This window comes from Brachybacterium tyrofermentans, from assembly GCF_014897585.1.
Classification (GTDB): Bacteria; Actinomycetota; Actinomycetes; order Actinomycetales; family Dermabacteraceae; genus Brachybacterium; species Brachybacterium tyrofermentans.
In genome coordinates, this window is the sequence record NZ_JABUXW010000010.1 from 35,089 (window position 1) to 48,481 (window position 13,393).

General features: G+C 69.4%; 13 protein-coding genes. 5 read left to right on the forward strand and 8 right to left on the reverse strand.

What is annotated here, in order from left to right:
- Nucleotides 1-18: 18 nt before the first annotated feature.
- Complete coding sequence (locus INT49_RS08865; RefSeq protein WP_193117377.1) at nucleotides 19-474, reverse strand: hypothetical protein; 456 nt, start codon at nucleotides 472-474, stop codon at nucleotides 19-21.
- A 393-nt stretch (nucleotides 475-867) separates the two neighbouring features.
- Between INT49_RS08865 and INT49_RS08870 the strand changes: the two genes are divergently transcribed.
- The gene (locus INT49_RS08870; protein ID WP_193117473.1) at nucleotides 868-1,116 is read left to right on the forward strand and encodes a WhiB family transcriptional regulator; all 249 of its coding nucleotides are present in this window, start codon (nucleotides 868-870) and stop codon (nucleotides 1,114-1,116) included.
- A gap of 124 nt (nucleotides 1,117-1,240) precedes the next feature.
- Here the strand turns inward: INT49_RS08870 and INT49_RS08875 are convergent, their stop codons facing one another.
- Nucleotides 1,241-2,731 (reverse strand): sensor histidine kinase, encoded by a 1,491-nt coding sequence (locus INT49_RS08875; RefSeq protein ID WP_193117378.1) that lies wholly within the window; start codon nucleotides 2,729-2,731, stop codon nucleotides 1,241-1,243.
- Between the two features lie 99 nt (nucleotides 2,732-2,830).
- Here INT49_RS08875 and INT49_RS08880 point away from each other — a divergent pair, with 99 nt between their 5' ends.
- Nucleotides 2,831-3,337 (forward strand): DUF2505 domain-containing protein, encoded by a 507-nt coding sequence (locus INT49_RS08880; RefSeq protein WP_193117379.1) that lies wholly within the window; start codon nucleotides 2,831-2,833, stop codon nucleotides 3,335-3,337.
- Nucleotides 3,338-3,442: 105 nt separating this feature from the next.
- Here INT49_RS08880 and INT49_RS08885 read toward each other — a convergent pair whose 3' ends face one another.
- From INT49_RS08885 to INT49_RS08895, 3 genes are read right to left on the reverse strand one after another with little or no spacing between them, the layout of a single operon-like run.
- Nucleotides 3,443-3,925: a DUF6912 family protein gene (locus tag INT49_RS08885; RefSeq protein WP_193117380.1), complete on the reverse strand. Its 483-nt coding sequence runs from the start codon at nucleotides 3,923-3,925 to the stop codon at nucleotides 3,443-3,445.
- 43 nt (nucleotides 3,926-3,968) lie between these two features.
- Nucleotides 3,969-5,192 (reverse strand): AAA family ATPase, encoded by a 1,224-nt coding sequence (locus INT49_RS08890; RefSeq protein WP_193117381.1) that lies wholly within the window; start codon nucleotides 5,190-5,192, stop codon nucleotides 3,969-3,971.
- On the reverse strand, nucleotides 5,189-5,830 hold the full coding sequence (locus INT49_RS08895; protein ID WP_193117382.1) for an SAF domain-containing protein: 642 nt from the start codon (nucleotides 5,828-5,830) through the stop codon (nucleotides 5,189-5,191). Before INT49_RS08895 ends, INT49_RS08890 begins: the two co-directional genes overlap by 4 nt.
- A 214-nt stretch (nucleotides 5,831-6,044) precedes the next feature.
- On the opposite strand from INT49_RS08895, the gene INT49_RS08900 reads away from it, so the two are divergent.
- Nucleotides 6,045-6,284 (forward strand): helix-turn-helix transcriptional regulator, encoded by a 240-nt coding sequence (locus tag INT49_RS08900; protein WP_193117383.1) that lies wholly within the window; start codon nucleotides 6,045-6,047, stop codon nucleotides 6,282-6,284.
- A 61-nt stretch (nucleotides 6,285-6,345) separates the two neighbouring features.
- On the opposite strand, the gene INT49_RS08905 is transcribed toward INT49_RS08900, so the two are convergent.
- Nucleotides 6,346-6,891, reverse strand: a complete 546-nt coding sequence (locus INT49_RS08905; protein ID WP_193117384.1) for a hypothetical protein — start codon at nucleotides 6,889-6,891, stop codon at nucleotides 6,346-6,348.
- A gap of 299 nt (nucleotides 6,892-7,190) precedes the next feature.
- Here INT49_RS08905 and INT49_RS08910 point away from each other — a divergent pair, with 299 nt between their 5' ends.
- Nucleotides 7,191-8,192 carry a LysM peptidoglycan-binding domain-containing protein gene (locus INT49_RS08910; protein ID WP_193117385.1) on the forward strand — a complete coding sequence of 334 codons (1,002 nt, stop codon included), beginning with the start codon at nucleotides 7,191-7,193 and terminating at the stop codon, nucleotides 8,190-8,192.
- Entirely contained in the window at nucleotides 8,192-8,593 is a 402-nt protein-coding gene (locus INT49_RS08915) for an Rv3235 family protein (RefSeq protein WP_193117386.1), read from the forward strand. The genes INT49_RS08910 and INT49_RS08915 overlap by 1 nt, the downstream gene beginning before the upstream one ends.
- Nucleotides 8,594-8,840: 247 nt before the next feature.
- Here the strand turns inward: INT49_RS08915 and secA are convergent, their stop codons facing one another.
- On the reverse strand, nucleotides 8,841-11,867 hold the full coding sequence (secA, locus tag INT49_RS08920) for a preprotein translocase subunit SecA (protein WP_193117387.1): 3,027 nt from the start codon (nucleotides 11,865-11,867) through the stop codon (nucleotides 8,841-8,843).
- Nucleotides 11,868-12,005: 138 nt separating this feature from the next.
- Entirely contained in the window at nucleotides 12,006-13,349 is a 1,344-nt protein-coding gene (locus INT49_RS08925; protein WP_193117388.1) for a winged helix-turn-helix domain-containing protein, read from the reverse strand.
- Nucleotides 13,350-13,393: the final 44 nt, after the last annotated feature.

Below are 13,393 nucleotides of genomic sequence, written 5' to 3' on the forward strand. Positions count from 1 at the left end.
CTGGCCCAGGCTGGAGGGTCAGCTCCGGCGCACGCTCTCGGGCAGGGGCGTGGAACGCACCAGGCGCAGGAGGAGGAGGAACAGCACGACGGCGAGGACCAGGGCGAGCGCGCCCTGCCAGTACAGCGTTCCGCGGAGCATGTTCACGCCCACGAGTGCCTGGAACAGCTGCCAGGTGATGCCATAGCCCAGACCGAAACGGCCTCTCACCAGGATCGACCGCGCCGCCAAGGCAGCTCCCAGGGCGAAGACGAGCAGGAAGATCCCCAGACCGGTCAGGAGCTTGGAGGGGATCTCCCCCGCCGGGACCAGCAGGAAGCAGTAGGTGGCGGCGGCAGCCAGCATGAGGGCTTCGACGCCGAGCAGCGCGGCGACCGTCGGACGGGTGCGCGGGCCGGGATCGTCGGCATCCGCCGGTCGCTCACCGGCGCGTCGGGACGCGCCGGATCCAGGAGTCTGGGAATCGATGGGCATGGAGGAACTGTATCCGGGCAGACCGTCGGGACCCGCCCTCGGCGCAGGCCCGACGACGACCCGAAGCCAGCCCGACGCCAGCCTGACGCCGAGCTGGAGCACACCCCAAGCACTCCGCGAGCGCTTTCGCAACGCCTGAGTGCGGGGCATCACGCCCCTGCGGACCCGTGTGGGAAGTGCCACCCAGGTCGGGCACGCAAGCCCTTGTCGAGGCCGCGACCGGCCCAGAGAATGGAAGTCGGCTCGTCCACGACGCCGCGCTCCGCAGCAGCATCAGCCGCCCTCGGAGCCGCGCCCCAGAGCCGGAGACCCGAGAACGCCCCACCCGGAGCGACCCTCGCCGCGTCGCGCCCCGAGGGGTGAGGCGTGGCGTTCTGGAAAGAGAGAGTGACGATGGACTGGCGCCACCGTGCCGAGTGCCTCAACCATGATCCCGAGCTGTTCTTCCCGATTGGGAACACCGGCCCGGCGATCACCCAGATTCAGGAGGCGAAGGCGGTGTGCCAGCGGTGCGACGTCATGACCGCCTGTCTCAAGTTCGCTCTCGAGTCCGGTCAGGACTCCGGTGTCTGGGGAGGCCTGTCCGAGGACGAGCGCCGCTCCCTCAAGCGCCGCAACGCCCGCGCCCGCCGCGCGAGCTGACCGCTTCGTCCTGCGGCGCGACCTTGCTCGGCGCCGCAGGACACTCCAGCGCCGCGGGACACCCCCGCGCCGAAGCACACCCCGGTGGAGACTCCGACGCGAGTCCTGCCTGCAGCTGACCCGATCAGAGGCTGAGCGGGTCCAGGTAGACGTCGACGACAGCGCACGTACCGCCCCCCGGGCGGACCTGCCAGGTCAGCGTCCCGCCCAGCTGACCCTGCACGAGGGTGATCGCGATGTTCGTGCCCAGCCCCGTGGGCTTGGCCGCTCCCATCCCGTCGCCATCGTCCTCGATGTTGATCACGAGATGGGACCCCACGCGCTCGCTGCGCACCGTGAGCGTTCCGCCGGTCTCCGAGAGCCCGTGCTCGACCGCGTTCGTGGCGAGCTCCGTGACCACCAGGGCCAATGGTGTCGCCTCCTCCGCACGGATCGAGCCGACCCGACCGATCTTCTCGGTGTGCACCTCGACCTGGGTCTCGGTGAGACGCGGCGCCCCCGCCCTGTGCACCGTGGCACTGGCGGCATCGACGGCGAGCCGCAGGCAGCGATCGATCACCTCATCGAAGTGGACCGCCTCCTCCGATCCCTGCAGCAGGGACTCGTGGACCAGGGCGATGGTCGAGACCCGGCGCATCGCCTCGCTGAGCGCCTCACGCGCTTCATCGGACTTCATCCGACGCGACTGCATGCGCAGCAGCGCGGCGACCGTCTGCAGGTTGTTCTTCACCCGGTGGTGGACCTCGCGGATGGTCGCGTCCTTGGTGATCAGCTCCCGTTCGCGGCGGCGCAGCTCGGTCACATCGCGCACCAGGATCACGGCACCGGTGCGCACGCCGCGCTCTGTGAAGGGGACGGCGCGCAAGGACAGCGTCCCTCCCCGTGCCTGCATGTCCGAGCGCCAGGCCGCGCGACCCATCAGCACCAGGGGCAGGGACTCGTCCACGGGCGATCGGGACTGCAGCACGTCCGTGGACAGCTCGGCCAGGGTGATTCCCTCCATCGCGCCGTCGATGCCGAATCGGTGGAAAGCGGAGAGCGCATTGGGAGAGGCCCAGCGGACCACGCCGTTGGCGTCGAGCTGCACGACGCCGTCGCCGACGCGCGGCGCACCGCGTCGCGGCGGGATCGGGGCCCCCTCGATGGGGAACGCCCCGGATTCGAGCATCCGCAGCAGGCGGCGCCCGAGCTCGTGCTGGTGCACCTCGTTCGCCGAGCGGGAACCGTCGCTGAGGGGACTCTCCGCGGCGAGCACCGCCAGCGTTCGCCCGTCCTTGCGCACAGGGACCAGCAGGCCGGTGGCCTCGCGGCCCTCGCGCTCGATGGGCTCGGGCTCCCTGGTGGGCTCGGCGCCGGCGAGAAGGGACGGGATCGAGGATTCCTGCTCGTCCGTGATCACGATCCCTACGGGGTCCTCGTAGTAGACGGTCGAACCGGTCGCTGGCCGGCAGTGGGCGACGGCGTGAGCACCCTCCACCCCCTGGATCCAGAGCACGAGGTCGGCGCGGAGGAGGTCGGAGACGAGGTTCCAGTCCCCGACGAGATGCTGCAACCAGTCGGCCTCCTTCTCGGAGAGTCCACGGTTGTCGGAGAGGAACTTGGACAGGCTCGGCATGGGATCAGGATAGTGGCCAGGACGAGGGACGAGCACGTCGTGCCCACGGGCGCTCCTGACATAGGCTGAGACCGACCGATCCACCGGGGAGGACGAGGAATGAAGCTTCGCGAGACGTTGAACCTGCCGCTGTCCGCGCGCACCGCTGCCACGATGTACGCCGACGAGGAGTACACCGCGATCCGCAAGGAGACGCTCGGAGCCAAGAGCGCCGCCGCGACGGTCGAAGGGGATCCGATCGGAGCCTTCACCGTGCGCACCGAGCTCGCGATGCCCACGGACAAGGTTCCGGACATCGTGCGCCCGTTCGTCGGATCCTCGGTGACGATCCGCGAGGAGCAGTCCTGGTCCGCGCCGGAACCGGACGGCAGCCGCACAGGCACCATGACGCTCGAGGTGGTCGGCACCCCCGCAGGGATGAAGGCCTCGCTGCGGCTCGCCCCCACGGGCGAGCTGACCAGCAGCGTCGACATCGACGGCGATCTGGTGGCCAAGATCCCGCTGCTCGGCTCCAAGCTCGAGAAGGCGGCTCTCCCCTACGTCTCGAAGGTGCTGCGCGCCGAGGAGAAGTCCGCCAAGAAGTACCAGGATCGCGCCAGCAGCTGATCCGCGCTCGCACTCCGACGGGCGTCACGGGCGCCCGTCGGGACCTGCCTGGCCTGCGGTCTCTCGCCGGAGATGCCCGCGTCCAGGCCGGAGATTCCTGCGGGTTCAGGCCAGGGGGGCGTTCGGGATAGGCGGGACCGCCCCGCTCCCGGCGGAGCCCTCGAGATATGCGAGCGCGTCAGCTCCCTCGGAGGCGTCGAACCAGAGCAGGGCAGGGTCGGTGTCGTCCTGCTCTGCGGCGGCAGCGTCCAGCTCGGTCACGTGGAAGCTGGCGATGCGTGCCCGCGTCGTCCCACGGATCTCGACACCGAACGCACCGCCGTTCTCCTCGGCGGCCGCGACGTCCCCATCGGGGGCATCGGCGGCGATCACGAGAGCGCGGGCCGTTGCGTCGGCGGAGAGCAGAGCGACGTGCACGGCGTCCTGCATGGCCTCGTACTCGAGATCCTCCTCGTCCTGATCTGGGTTGCCGGTGCGCGCAGGCCCCGTGACGCCCCAGGCTGCTCGCCCCGCGATCAGCTCGAGCCCCGAGGAGGAGTTCTCCAGGGTGGTCCGGTCCTCGGCGCTCAGCGGCAGGTAGATCCTCATGGCCACCATCTTCTCACCCTTGCACCCATCTCCCTCGGCAGCCTCACGATTCGGATGTCGCGTCCACGACCACCGGATCGGTCTCCTTCGCCCCGAGGATCGCCTCGGAGGCTGCGATATCGCGCAGCGCTCTGCGGAGAGCCGAACGGGGCGCGGACTCCGAGAGCAGGGCGCCATCCCATGCCGCGGTCCGGCAGGCGATGGGATCGTCCGGGAGCAGGTGCACCGAGGCGACCTGCATCCGGGACGTGATCAGGTCCCGCACCCGATCGCCGGGGATCGGCGAGCCGACCCTGTTGACGATGACATGGAGTTCGTGGACCCCGAGCTCCTCGAGCCGGGAGTGGTCCCGCAGCAGACGGGTGATGCTGACGGGGTCGGCGGCGACCACGGCGATCACGACATCGGCGCTCTCCAGGGCGCTGATCGTCGCGGCATTCCGCTGCGGCGCAGCGGTGTCGTAGCTGAGCTCCTCGTCCTCCTCGAGCACCGGTCCGACATCGGCGACGACGAGGTCGCCACGACGTGCCAGCGCCTGCCAGAGGCCATCCATCGAGGTGCGACGCACCTCGGACCAGCGAGCGGGGACCCCGATCCCGCTCAGCAGTCGGAGCCCCGGCTGAGCGCTGGGGAGCAGCGCCTCGAGCGATTCCGCGTCGAGCGTGTCCCGGTCGTGCGCTCGGCAGGCCGCCACCAGTCCCGGAGTCTCGTCCAGCACCCCGAGCATCTGGCTCTGCGCCGGACCATAGGTATCGGCGTCCACCAGGACGGTCTGCTCTCCGGCCAGCACAGCCTCTGCTGCCAGGTTCACCGCGATCGTCGACCGCCCGGGAGCACCTCCGGGGCCCCAGACGACGACGAGGCGGCCCGCCTCGTCAGGGCCATCGATCGCCGGCTCCTGCACCCAGGCTTCCTCGCGCTCCGTCGGCGCGACGGCGGCGTCGAGCACGGCGAGGATCTCGGCGATGGGCGCGGAGGACGGGAGCAGGTGACGCAGGCCCAGCGACGTCTGGTCCGGCGCCTCCTCGGAACGCAGCCCCACCACGGCTGCTCCACGCATCAGCGTCGCCAAAGGATCTCGCCCCAGACCACGGACCGAGACATCGATCAGGACGACGTCCCCGACGCCGGCGGCGACCACGGCCATCGTCTCGGCGAGATCCGCGCATCGACGCACCACTCTGGCCGTGCCGCTCTTCTCCTGGGCCAGGTCATGCACGATGCGCACCTCGTCACTCCCGGAGGCGCACAGGACGACATCGATCACGGGGCGACCCCATGCGCTCCGGGCACGCCGATCACGTCCAGGCGCTCATCACGGGAGAGGACCTTCAGCACCGCAGGAAGATCCGCCTGGGGAACCAGCACCTCGACGGCCATGGACCGCATTCCCAGCGAACTTCCCTCGTCGATGTTCCGGACGATGCCCGCGGACACCAGCAGCTCGGCGTCGGCGCTGGTGCCGTCGTCAGCCTCAGGACTGGTGTGCCACAGCTCGACCGTCGCGCCGGGAGCCACGGATTCGGCGACGGTCGCGTCCACCGGGATCACGATCGGCCGCAGCGGGACGTCGGAGGCCTGACCGACGGCAGAGAGCGGGATCAGCTCCCCCGCCTGGACGGTTCGAGTGGCCACCGCTCCGGACGGGACGGCGTCGAGGCTTCCGACGTAGAGGCCGTCCTGCTCGCCCAGTCGCATCTCGACCGTGGCAAGATTCTCGGGCCCGATGACGTCCCCCGGGACGATCGGTGAGCGCGCCACCAGGACCGGCGTGGTCTCTGCCAGGCGGGAGACCAGCAGCGCCCCCATCAGGACGCTGGCGACGACGAGCACGATGCCCACGATCAGCCGAGGATCCTTCCACCGTGGTCGGCGCAGTCTCATCACCGGTGCAGCACCCGCCACGTCGTCCTCCAGCTCCCTGCCCGATCCCCGTGACCGAGTTCTGCCAGAGGCTACGGGACGGGGGACTGCGGGGAGGCCCACTCCGACAATTGTGGAAAACTTCGTCGAAGGAGGCGGCGAGGCTGTTCCTCCACATCGCGCCCCCAGCTGGGCACGGGAGGGTATGAGAGCATCCGTGTCACAAGGTTTCTTCCCTGACCGGAAAGGTACGTCGATGGCGCCGCGATTCGTCCCGTTGTCCGATGTCGCCGAGATGCTCTCCATCTCCGCATCGCAGGCATACGCCCTGGTCCGTTCCGGGGAACTGCGGGCCATCAAGGTCGGCGGGCGAGGGCAGTGGCGGGTCGAGGTCACGGAGATCGAGTCCTACATCGAGCGCAGCTATGCCGCAACCGCGTCGATCCTGGCCCACGAGCGTGAGCTCGACCGTCAGAAGCACGACCAGAAGCACTGACCCAGCGGCCCGACACCCAGCGGCACGACGGCTCGGGTCCGATCAGACCCCCGGGGACCGATCAGCGTGCAGTGATCGCCAGCAATGATGCGGTGGCCACGGTGACGCGCGACGACCCGGGCACCGTCCCTCGTTCACCGGTGGGCAAGGACTGCACGTCCAGCGCATCCGCGCCGACCGCTGCGATCCGGCCGGTGATCCCGCCCGCCGTGGTCTCCAGACGCACCACGCTGCGATCCCTGGCGATCTCGCGGAGCACGGATCCCAGACCGAGAGGTGACCTCAGGGTCTCCTCGGCCGGTCGCGCCCGAGTGGGCAGCCCCTGGACGAGGGCTATCGCCGGCAGGGGCACCACGGCTCGCTGACGGGCACCTGCCTCGCGCATCGAGAGCCAGCCCTCCCCCACTTCCTCGACGGTCCCCTCGAGGCGCAGTGCGGCACCCAGGTGGAGCGTGAGCGAGTGGGCTCCTGCGCCTCGGAGGCGGTCCGCGAGCGAGAGCTGTGCCCGCTCGGCGCGCGCCAGGTCTTCGGAGACTGCACGCATCTCCTCCCGTTCCTGATGGGCGAAACGACCCTCGAGGTCGTCGAAGATCCGCTCGAATCGCATGCCGACACCCTATTCCGCCCCGCACGGGTGATGGCGGCTCATGGAGAACTCCGACAGAAGCGCGCGGGCGGCCAAGCAACCGGACGACCAGGAGTCCGCGTTCCGGGGCACGGGCGAGTGCCGGCCGGAGCGGATGTCCCGGACCATTCCTCCCCAGTGCCGCGCCATCCACACGGTGACCAGCAAGCCTTGCACTGTGCCCCATGACACACTAACTTGGCGTCACGACACACGAAGCACATCAAACTGCATCAAACGACATGGTCTGCAGTGCGAAGAGTGCCCACCGGGAGGAACCCATGGACGACGACGCACCTGAACCGGCACAGCCGGCGACAGCTCTGGCGGGTGCGCTGCTCTCCGGGGCGGCCGCCCTGGCGATGGCGGGCGCGGCGCACACGCTGCGCCCTCCGGTGTCACATGTGCTCGGCGAAGATGTCCTGATCGCCTGGGTCCTCGTCGCCTGCGCGGCTATCGGCGTGCTGTTCTGCGTGTACCTGACGGTGATCTGGGGGCTCGCCGCCGCGGTCATGGCCGCAGGGCCCGCCAGCCGTCTCGGAGCCGCACTGTTCATCGCGCTGCGTGTCCTCGCGCCTCGGGTCGCGCGGCGCGTGGTCGTCAGCACCGCACTTGCCGCGACAGCGACCGGACTCGCCCTGGCTCCCGCCACAGCGGCGGATCGCTCGCTCGGCGCCGACGCCGTGTCCCCGATCCCTGCTGCCGTGTCCTCCGAACTCACCCCGTCGGACAGCTCCGAGCCCGGCACCGGTGCCGAGGCCGAAACCGATACCGATACCGAAGCAGGCACCGGGGCCGACGACCCCTCCTCGACCGCTGCGTCTGATGGCCAGGGGACGGAGCCGGGCCCACTGCCCGCGCTGGGATGGGGCGGCGAGGACCAGGGTGAGGTGCCCTCCGAGCCGGAGGGCGACGGCGCAGAGGATTCGGGAGCCGCAGCCCCCGAGAGCTCAGAGAACGAGGCCGGCGAGTCCGCACCGTCGTCCACGACCGACGCCGACCCTCGTCTGCCTGTCCAGCCTTCCCCTCCCGGACATGACTCTTCCCCTGCGCCTGCGCAGTCCGCGCCGGCCCCGAGCACCGTGGTGGTGCAGTCCGGCGACACCCTGTGGAGCATCACGGACGACCTCCTCGGTCCGGTCCCGGACTCGCCGTCCGAGATCGCTGCGGTGTGGCCCCTCCTCCATGAGTCCAATCTCGACGTGATCGGCACAGACCCAGATCTTCTCGAACCCGGGCAGGAGCTTCTCGTGCCCGCACCCCTTTCCTCCCAGGAGCAGTGATGACGACGACCGACCAGCACCCGAATGCCACACCCGATACGTCTGAACGCCTCGAACTCAGCGATCCCCGAGTGGTCGAGCGGATGGTCGAGCCTGTCGCTCGTCGAGCCGTGGAGATCGTGCGCGACATGCGCCCGGAGAACGCCCTGACCCGGATAGTGACTCCGGAGGTGGAGAAGCTGCTGTCCCGACGGGCCGCGCTGACGCGTCGGCTTCGGGCTGCCACCGGCTACGCCCCGCCAACGCGCCTGGAGGTCAGCGGAGTGCGCACGTGCATCGTGAACGAGCACACCGTCGAAGCGAGCTGCGTGCTACGCGAACCGGAGCGGGCGCGGTTCCTCGCGATGCGGTGGGAGCTGCGGCACTCGGGATGGCGGGTCACCGTCCTCGAGATGGGCTGACGTACGGCGCGGCCGGGCTATCCGGCGCGGGTCGCTACCGCTCTGGGGCGCTGCCGCTCCGGGTCACTAAAGCTCCGGCGAGGTCCCGCCCGCACGTCGGTACAGCGCGTCCATCAGCGCTGCTCGCCGCTCCCCCGAGGACGACGAAGGGCCGGGACGGTTTCTGTCCGCGATGAGCGGACGGGAGCCGTCCCTGCCCTTCGTCATCAGGGTCTCAGCGGTTCAGCCGCCTCGCCCCGACATCGCCTCAGCTCTTGCGTCGCCTGCCTCGGCGGGGCCCGCGGTTCTCCGCCACCGGCGCACCCTCGGGCTTGTCGGAGGTCTTGTCCGCGGCGGCCGAATCGACCCGGGCGCTCTGCTTCGCCCGACGGCGGCGCTGGGCGCGGGAGAGCGTCGCATCATCCTGGACTCCGCTGCCCTCGGCGGAGGAGTAGCGCAGCTGCCGCGAGTTCGGGCCATCATCGAGGCCCTTGGCGGTCAGCACCACGCTCCTCTCCTCGTCGAGCGGATCCGATGCAGAACTCTCCTCGGAGTCCTTCTCGGACTCCCCTGCGGACCCATTCGGCTCCTCGTCGACCTCCGACGATGTGTTCGCCGGCTTCTCCGACGAATCCTCCACCGGGCTCGTCGTCCCCGTCGTCGCCGACTCTGCCGAGGCCGGTCGCGAGGCCCCCGCACCAGAGGTGGCCTGGGCAAGAGCCGTCGCGAGCTTGCTCTTCCCGGTGCCGGCCTGCAGCAGGTCGCTGACCGCCTTGGGCACGACGGGCTCGGCCTTCTCCACCTGGACCTCGAGGTTGTAGATGTAGCCGACCACATCCTCCTTGATGCCCGCGATCATGTCGTTGAACATCAGGTGGCCCTCGCGCTCGTACTCGATGAGCGGATCGCGCTGGGCCATGGCTCGCAGGCCGATGCCTTCCTTCAGGTAGTCCATCTCGTAGAGGTGCTCGCGCCACCGGCGATCCATGACCGAGAGCAGGACACGGCGCTGAAGCTGACGCAGGCCTTCGTCGCCGAGCTCTTCGACACGGGTCTCGTACGCCACGCGGGCATCACCCAGGATCTCCTCCTTGAGCAGATCCGCGCCGAGGTTCTCCTTGCCGCCGACCTCGGCGATGAGCTCATCGGCCGTGATCGACACCGGGTACGCCGGGCGCAGCGCGCCCCACAGCTCCTCGAAGTCGAAGTCCTCGGGGTTCTTGCCCTTGGTGTGCGACTCGACGGTGCCACCGATGACCTCGTCGATGAAGCGCTCGACGTGCTCGTCGAGCTCCTCGCCCTCCAGGATCCGGCCTCGCTCCTCGTACAGCTTCTTGCGCTGCTTGGTGAGGACGTCGTCGTACTTCAGGACGTTCTTGCGGATCTCGGCGTTGCGGGACTCGATCGAGTTCTGGGCACGCTGGATGGCGCCGGAGACCATACGGCCGGTCAGCGGCACCGACTCGTCCACGCCGCCGCGGGCCAGCAGCGATTCCGCCGCGCCCGAGTTGAACAGACGCATCAGATCGTCCTGCAGGGACAGATAGAAACGGGACTCGCCCGGGTCTCCCTGTCGGCCGGAACGGCCGCGCAGCTGATTGTCGATGCGGCGGGACTCGTGACGCTCGGTGCCGAGCACATAGAGTCCGCCGAGCTCCACGACCTCGTCGTGCTGCTCGGCGACGGCCGCCTTGGCCTTCTCGAGCTGCTCGTCCCATGCGGCCTCGTAGCCCTCGGGATCCTCCTCGGCGTCCAGGCCGCGCTCCTCGAGGGCGGCGTGCGCCATGAACTCGACGTTGCCGCCGAGCATGATGTCCGTGCCTCGCCCGGCCATGTTGGTGGCCACGGTGACGGCGCCCTTCGCGCCGGCCATCGCGATGATCGCGGCCTCACCGGCGTGGTTCTTGGCGTTGAGCACCTCGTGCTTCACGCCCTGCGCGCTGAGGAGCTTGGCGAGGTACTCCGACTTCTCCACGCTGGTGGTGCCGACCAGCACGGGCTGGCCGCGGTCATGCCGCTCGACGATGTCCTCGACCACGGCGTCGAACTTGGCCTTCTCCGTGCGGTAGATACGATCCGGCTCGTCGTCGCGCTGCATCTCGCGGTGCGTGGGGATCGGCACCACGCCCAGCTTGTAGGTGTTCATGAACTCGGCGGCCTCGGTCTCGGCCGTGCCGGTCATGCCCGACAGCTTCTCGTAGAGCTTGAAGTAGTTCTGGAGGGTGATCGTGGCGAGAGTCTGGTTCTCCGCCTTGATCTTCACCCCCTCCTTGGCCTCGATGGCCTGGTGCATGCCCTCGTTGTATCGGCGCCCGGCGAGGATACGGCCGGTGTGCTCATCGACGATCATGACCTCGCCGTTGATGATCACGTAGTCCTTGTCCCGCTTGAAGAGCTCCTTCGCCTTGATGGCGTTGTTGAGGAAGCCGATCAGCGGGGTGTTCAGGGACTCGTAGAGGTTGTCGATGCCCAGGTGGTCCTCGACCGTGTCGATCCCTGACTCCAGGACGCCGACCGTGCGCTTCTTCTCGTCGACCTCGTAGTCGCGATCCCGGCGCAGGAGCTTCACGACCTTGGCGAACTCGCTGAACCACTTGTTGGCGTCACCGGAGCCGGGGCCGGAGATGATCAGCGGTGTCCGGGCCTCGTCGATGAGGATCGAGTCGACCTCGTCGACGATCACGAAGTTATGGCCGCGCTGCACCCGGTCCTCGGGCGAGAGGGACATGTTGTCGCGCAGGTAGTCGAAGCCGAACTCGTTGTTCGTGCCGTAGGTGATATCCGCGGCGTACTGCTCGCGACGCTCGGCCGGGGTCATCCCCGACTTGATGACGCCCGTGGTCAGGCCCAGACTGCGGAACACGCGGCCCATGATGTCGCTCTGGTAGCCCGCGAGGTAGTCGTTGACGGTGACCACGTGGACACCCTTGCCGGAGAGCGCGTTGAGGTATGCGGGCAGCGTCGCGACCAGGGTCTTGCCCTCACCGGTCTTCATCTCGGCGATGCGGCCGCGGTGCAGAGCGGCACCGCCCATGATCTGCACGTCGTAAGGGCGCTGGCCCAGCGTGCGCTGAGCGGCCTCACGCACTGCGGCGAAGGCCTCGATCATGACGTCGTCGAGGGTCTCGCCGTCCTCCAACCGCTCCTTGAAACGGTCGGTCTCCTCGCGCAGCTCGTCGTCGCTGAGGTCGGTGAAGACGTCCTCGACCTCGCCTACCTTCTTGGCGATGGACTCGAGCCGACGCACCTCACGGCCTTCGCCGGCGCGCAGGATCTTGTCGAAGAGGTTGACCACTCGTGCTCCCGAAGTTCTGTGGATTCGTCCTTGCGGACAGTTGATGCCTGACCCATCGTAAGGGTCACCGCCTGGAGAGGTGACTCCCCGCGCATTTCTTCACGTCCCCGACGGGGTCCGAGCGGCGCGGGGACGCGGTCAGACGCCGACTCCTCGCGTCGCGCACACAGCGGCCAGCTCCGTGGAGAGAGCCCCGGTCCCTGGCCCGGTGCGCACCTCGATCCGGTCCAGGCCCTGCCAGATCACGGCACGTTCCAGCTCTCCGAGCAGCGCCTCGACCACCGCGCCGTCCGCGGGGCGCTGCCGGGACGGCAGGTGGGGCAGCTCCTCGCGGAAGGTGCCGCGCACCTCGAGCACCCCGCGCGCACGATCGGCCTTGAGGTCGACCCGGGCGGGGAAGACGTCGCCGAGCAGGAACAGCAGGGCGTAGTAGCCGGTGGCGCGCTGGGCGGCCGGCGTATAGATGCCGATGCGGTACTCGACGTCGAAGAGGCGCGAGAGACGGGGGCGATGGAACACGATCGGGTCGAAAGGGCTGACCAGCGCGGCGGTTCGCAGCGGGGACGGCGAGGGCGCGTCCCGATGCAGCATCATCTCCCGCGGCCCAGCCGGGTGGTCCACGAGGACCGGCGTGATGACGTCCTCCGCCAGGAGCTGGTCGACGGCGGTGCGGGCATCCCGGACGCTGATGCGGAAGTAGTCGGCGAGCGAGCTGACCTCCGCGATGCCCAAGGATTTCGCGGCCAGTCCCATCAGGGCGAGGATCGAGGCGTCTCGGTCGTGCGACTCGGCGTCGACCGTGCCGGCCCGACCGTCCTGCGACTCGAGCGCACCGCCTTCCGGTCCGACGCCTCTGTCGACCAGCCAGGAGCCGGGATCCTCCGCCGGGACGTAGAGCCGTTCGAACTGGGAGCTGCGGCCCACGCAGTCCAGGCCGCCCGCGCGGAACAGGTACTCGACCGCCCACTGGCTGGAGGTGCGCCGCCATCCCCAGCCCTCGCCCCGCTCGGTGTCTCCCAGGTGCCGGGAGACGGCGGAGGCGCTTGACGGGCCGAGCTCCTCGAGTGCTCCGTAGATGCGGGAGAACAGCTGCGGTGTGGAGGCCGCTGCCTCCCGGACCTCTCCCCAGTCCTTCGTGGCGGCGGCGCGGCGGCGGAAGTCGAGCAGGGAGTGCACCTCGTGGCTGGCGAAGGTGGCTTCATGGGCCAGTGCCTCTCGCACCAGTCGGGATGGGCCCGGCCGTGAGTGCCGGTCCAGCACCGCGGTGTCCCAGCTGCCCGATCGGGTGAAGACGGGCAGGTGGTGGGCGCGCTCGAAGATGTTCACCGAGTCGATCTGGAGCAGATGGGTGCGTTCCACCGTGGCCTGGAGCGACCGCCTGCTGACCGCACGCGACGGGATCTCGGTGCGGCGTGAGCGCCCCATCCCCTGTGCACGCAGCGCGATGCGTCGTGCCGTGGTCCAGCTCAGTGCGGTGCTCATCAGAAGTTCTCTCCAGCATGGGGTCGGGCGACAGACGTGATCCG

Excerpts from the sequence above, each read along its gene's own strand:
- INT49_RS08865 (WP_193117377.1), bottom strand. The coding sequence starts at position 474 with ATGCCCATCGATTCCCAGACTCCTGGATCCGGCGCGTCCCGACGCGCC.
- INT49_RS08880 (WP_193117379.1), top strand. The coding sequence starts at position 2,831 with ATGAAGCTTCGCGAGACGTTGAACCTGCCGCTGTCCGCGCGCACCGCT.
- INT49_RS08910 (WP_193117385.1), top strand. The coding sequence starts at position 7,191 with ATGGACGACGACGCACCTGAACCGGCACAGCCGGCGACAGCTCTGGCG.
- INT49_RS08900 (WP_193117383.1), top strand. The coding sequence starts at position 6,045 with ATGGCGCCGCGATTCGTCCCGTTGTCCGATGTCGCCGAGATGCTCTCC.
- INT49_RS08870 (WP_193117473.1), top strand. The coding sequence starts at position 868 with ATGGACTGGCGCCACCGTGCCGAGTGCCTCAACCATGATCCCGAGCTG.
- INT49_RS08925 (WP_193117388.1), bottom strand. The coding sequence starts at position 13,349 with ATGAGCACCGCACTGAGCTGGACCACGGCACGACGCATCGCGCTGCGT.
- INT49_RS08885 (WP_193117380.1), bottom strand. The coding sequence starts at position 3,925 with ATGAGGATCTACCTGCCGCTGAGCGCCGAGGACCGGACCACCCTGGAG.
- INT49_RS08915 (WP_193117386.1), top strand. The coding sequence starts at position 8,192 with ATGACGACGACCGACCAGCACCCGAATGCCACACCCGATACGTCTGAA.
- INT49_RS08905 (WP_193117384.1), bottom strand. The coding sequence starts at position 6,891 with ATGCGATTCGAGCGGATCTTCGACGACCTCGAGGGTCGTTTCGCCCAT.
- INT49_RS08875 (WP_193117378.1), bottom strand. The coding sequence starts at position 2,731 with ATGCCGAGCCTGTCCAAGTTCCTCTCCGACAACCGTGGACTCTCCGAG.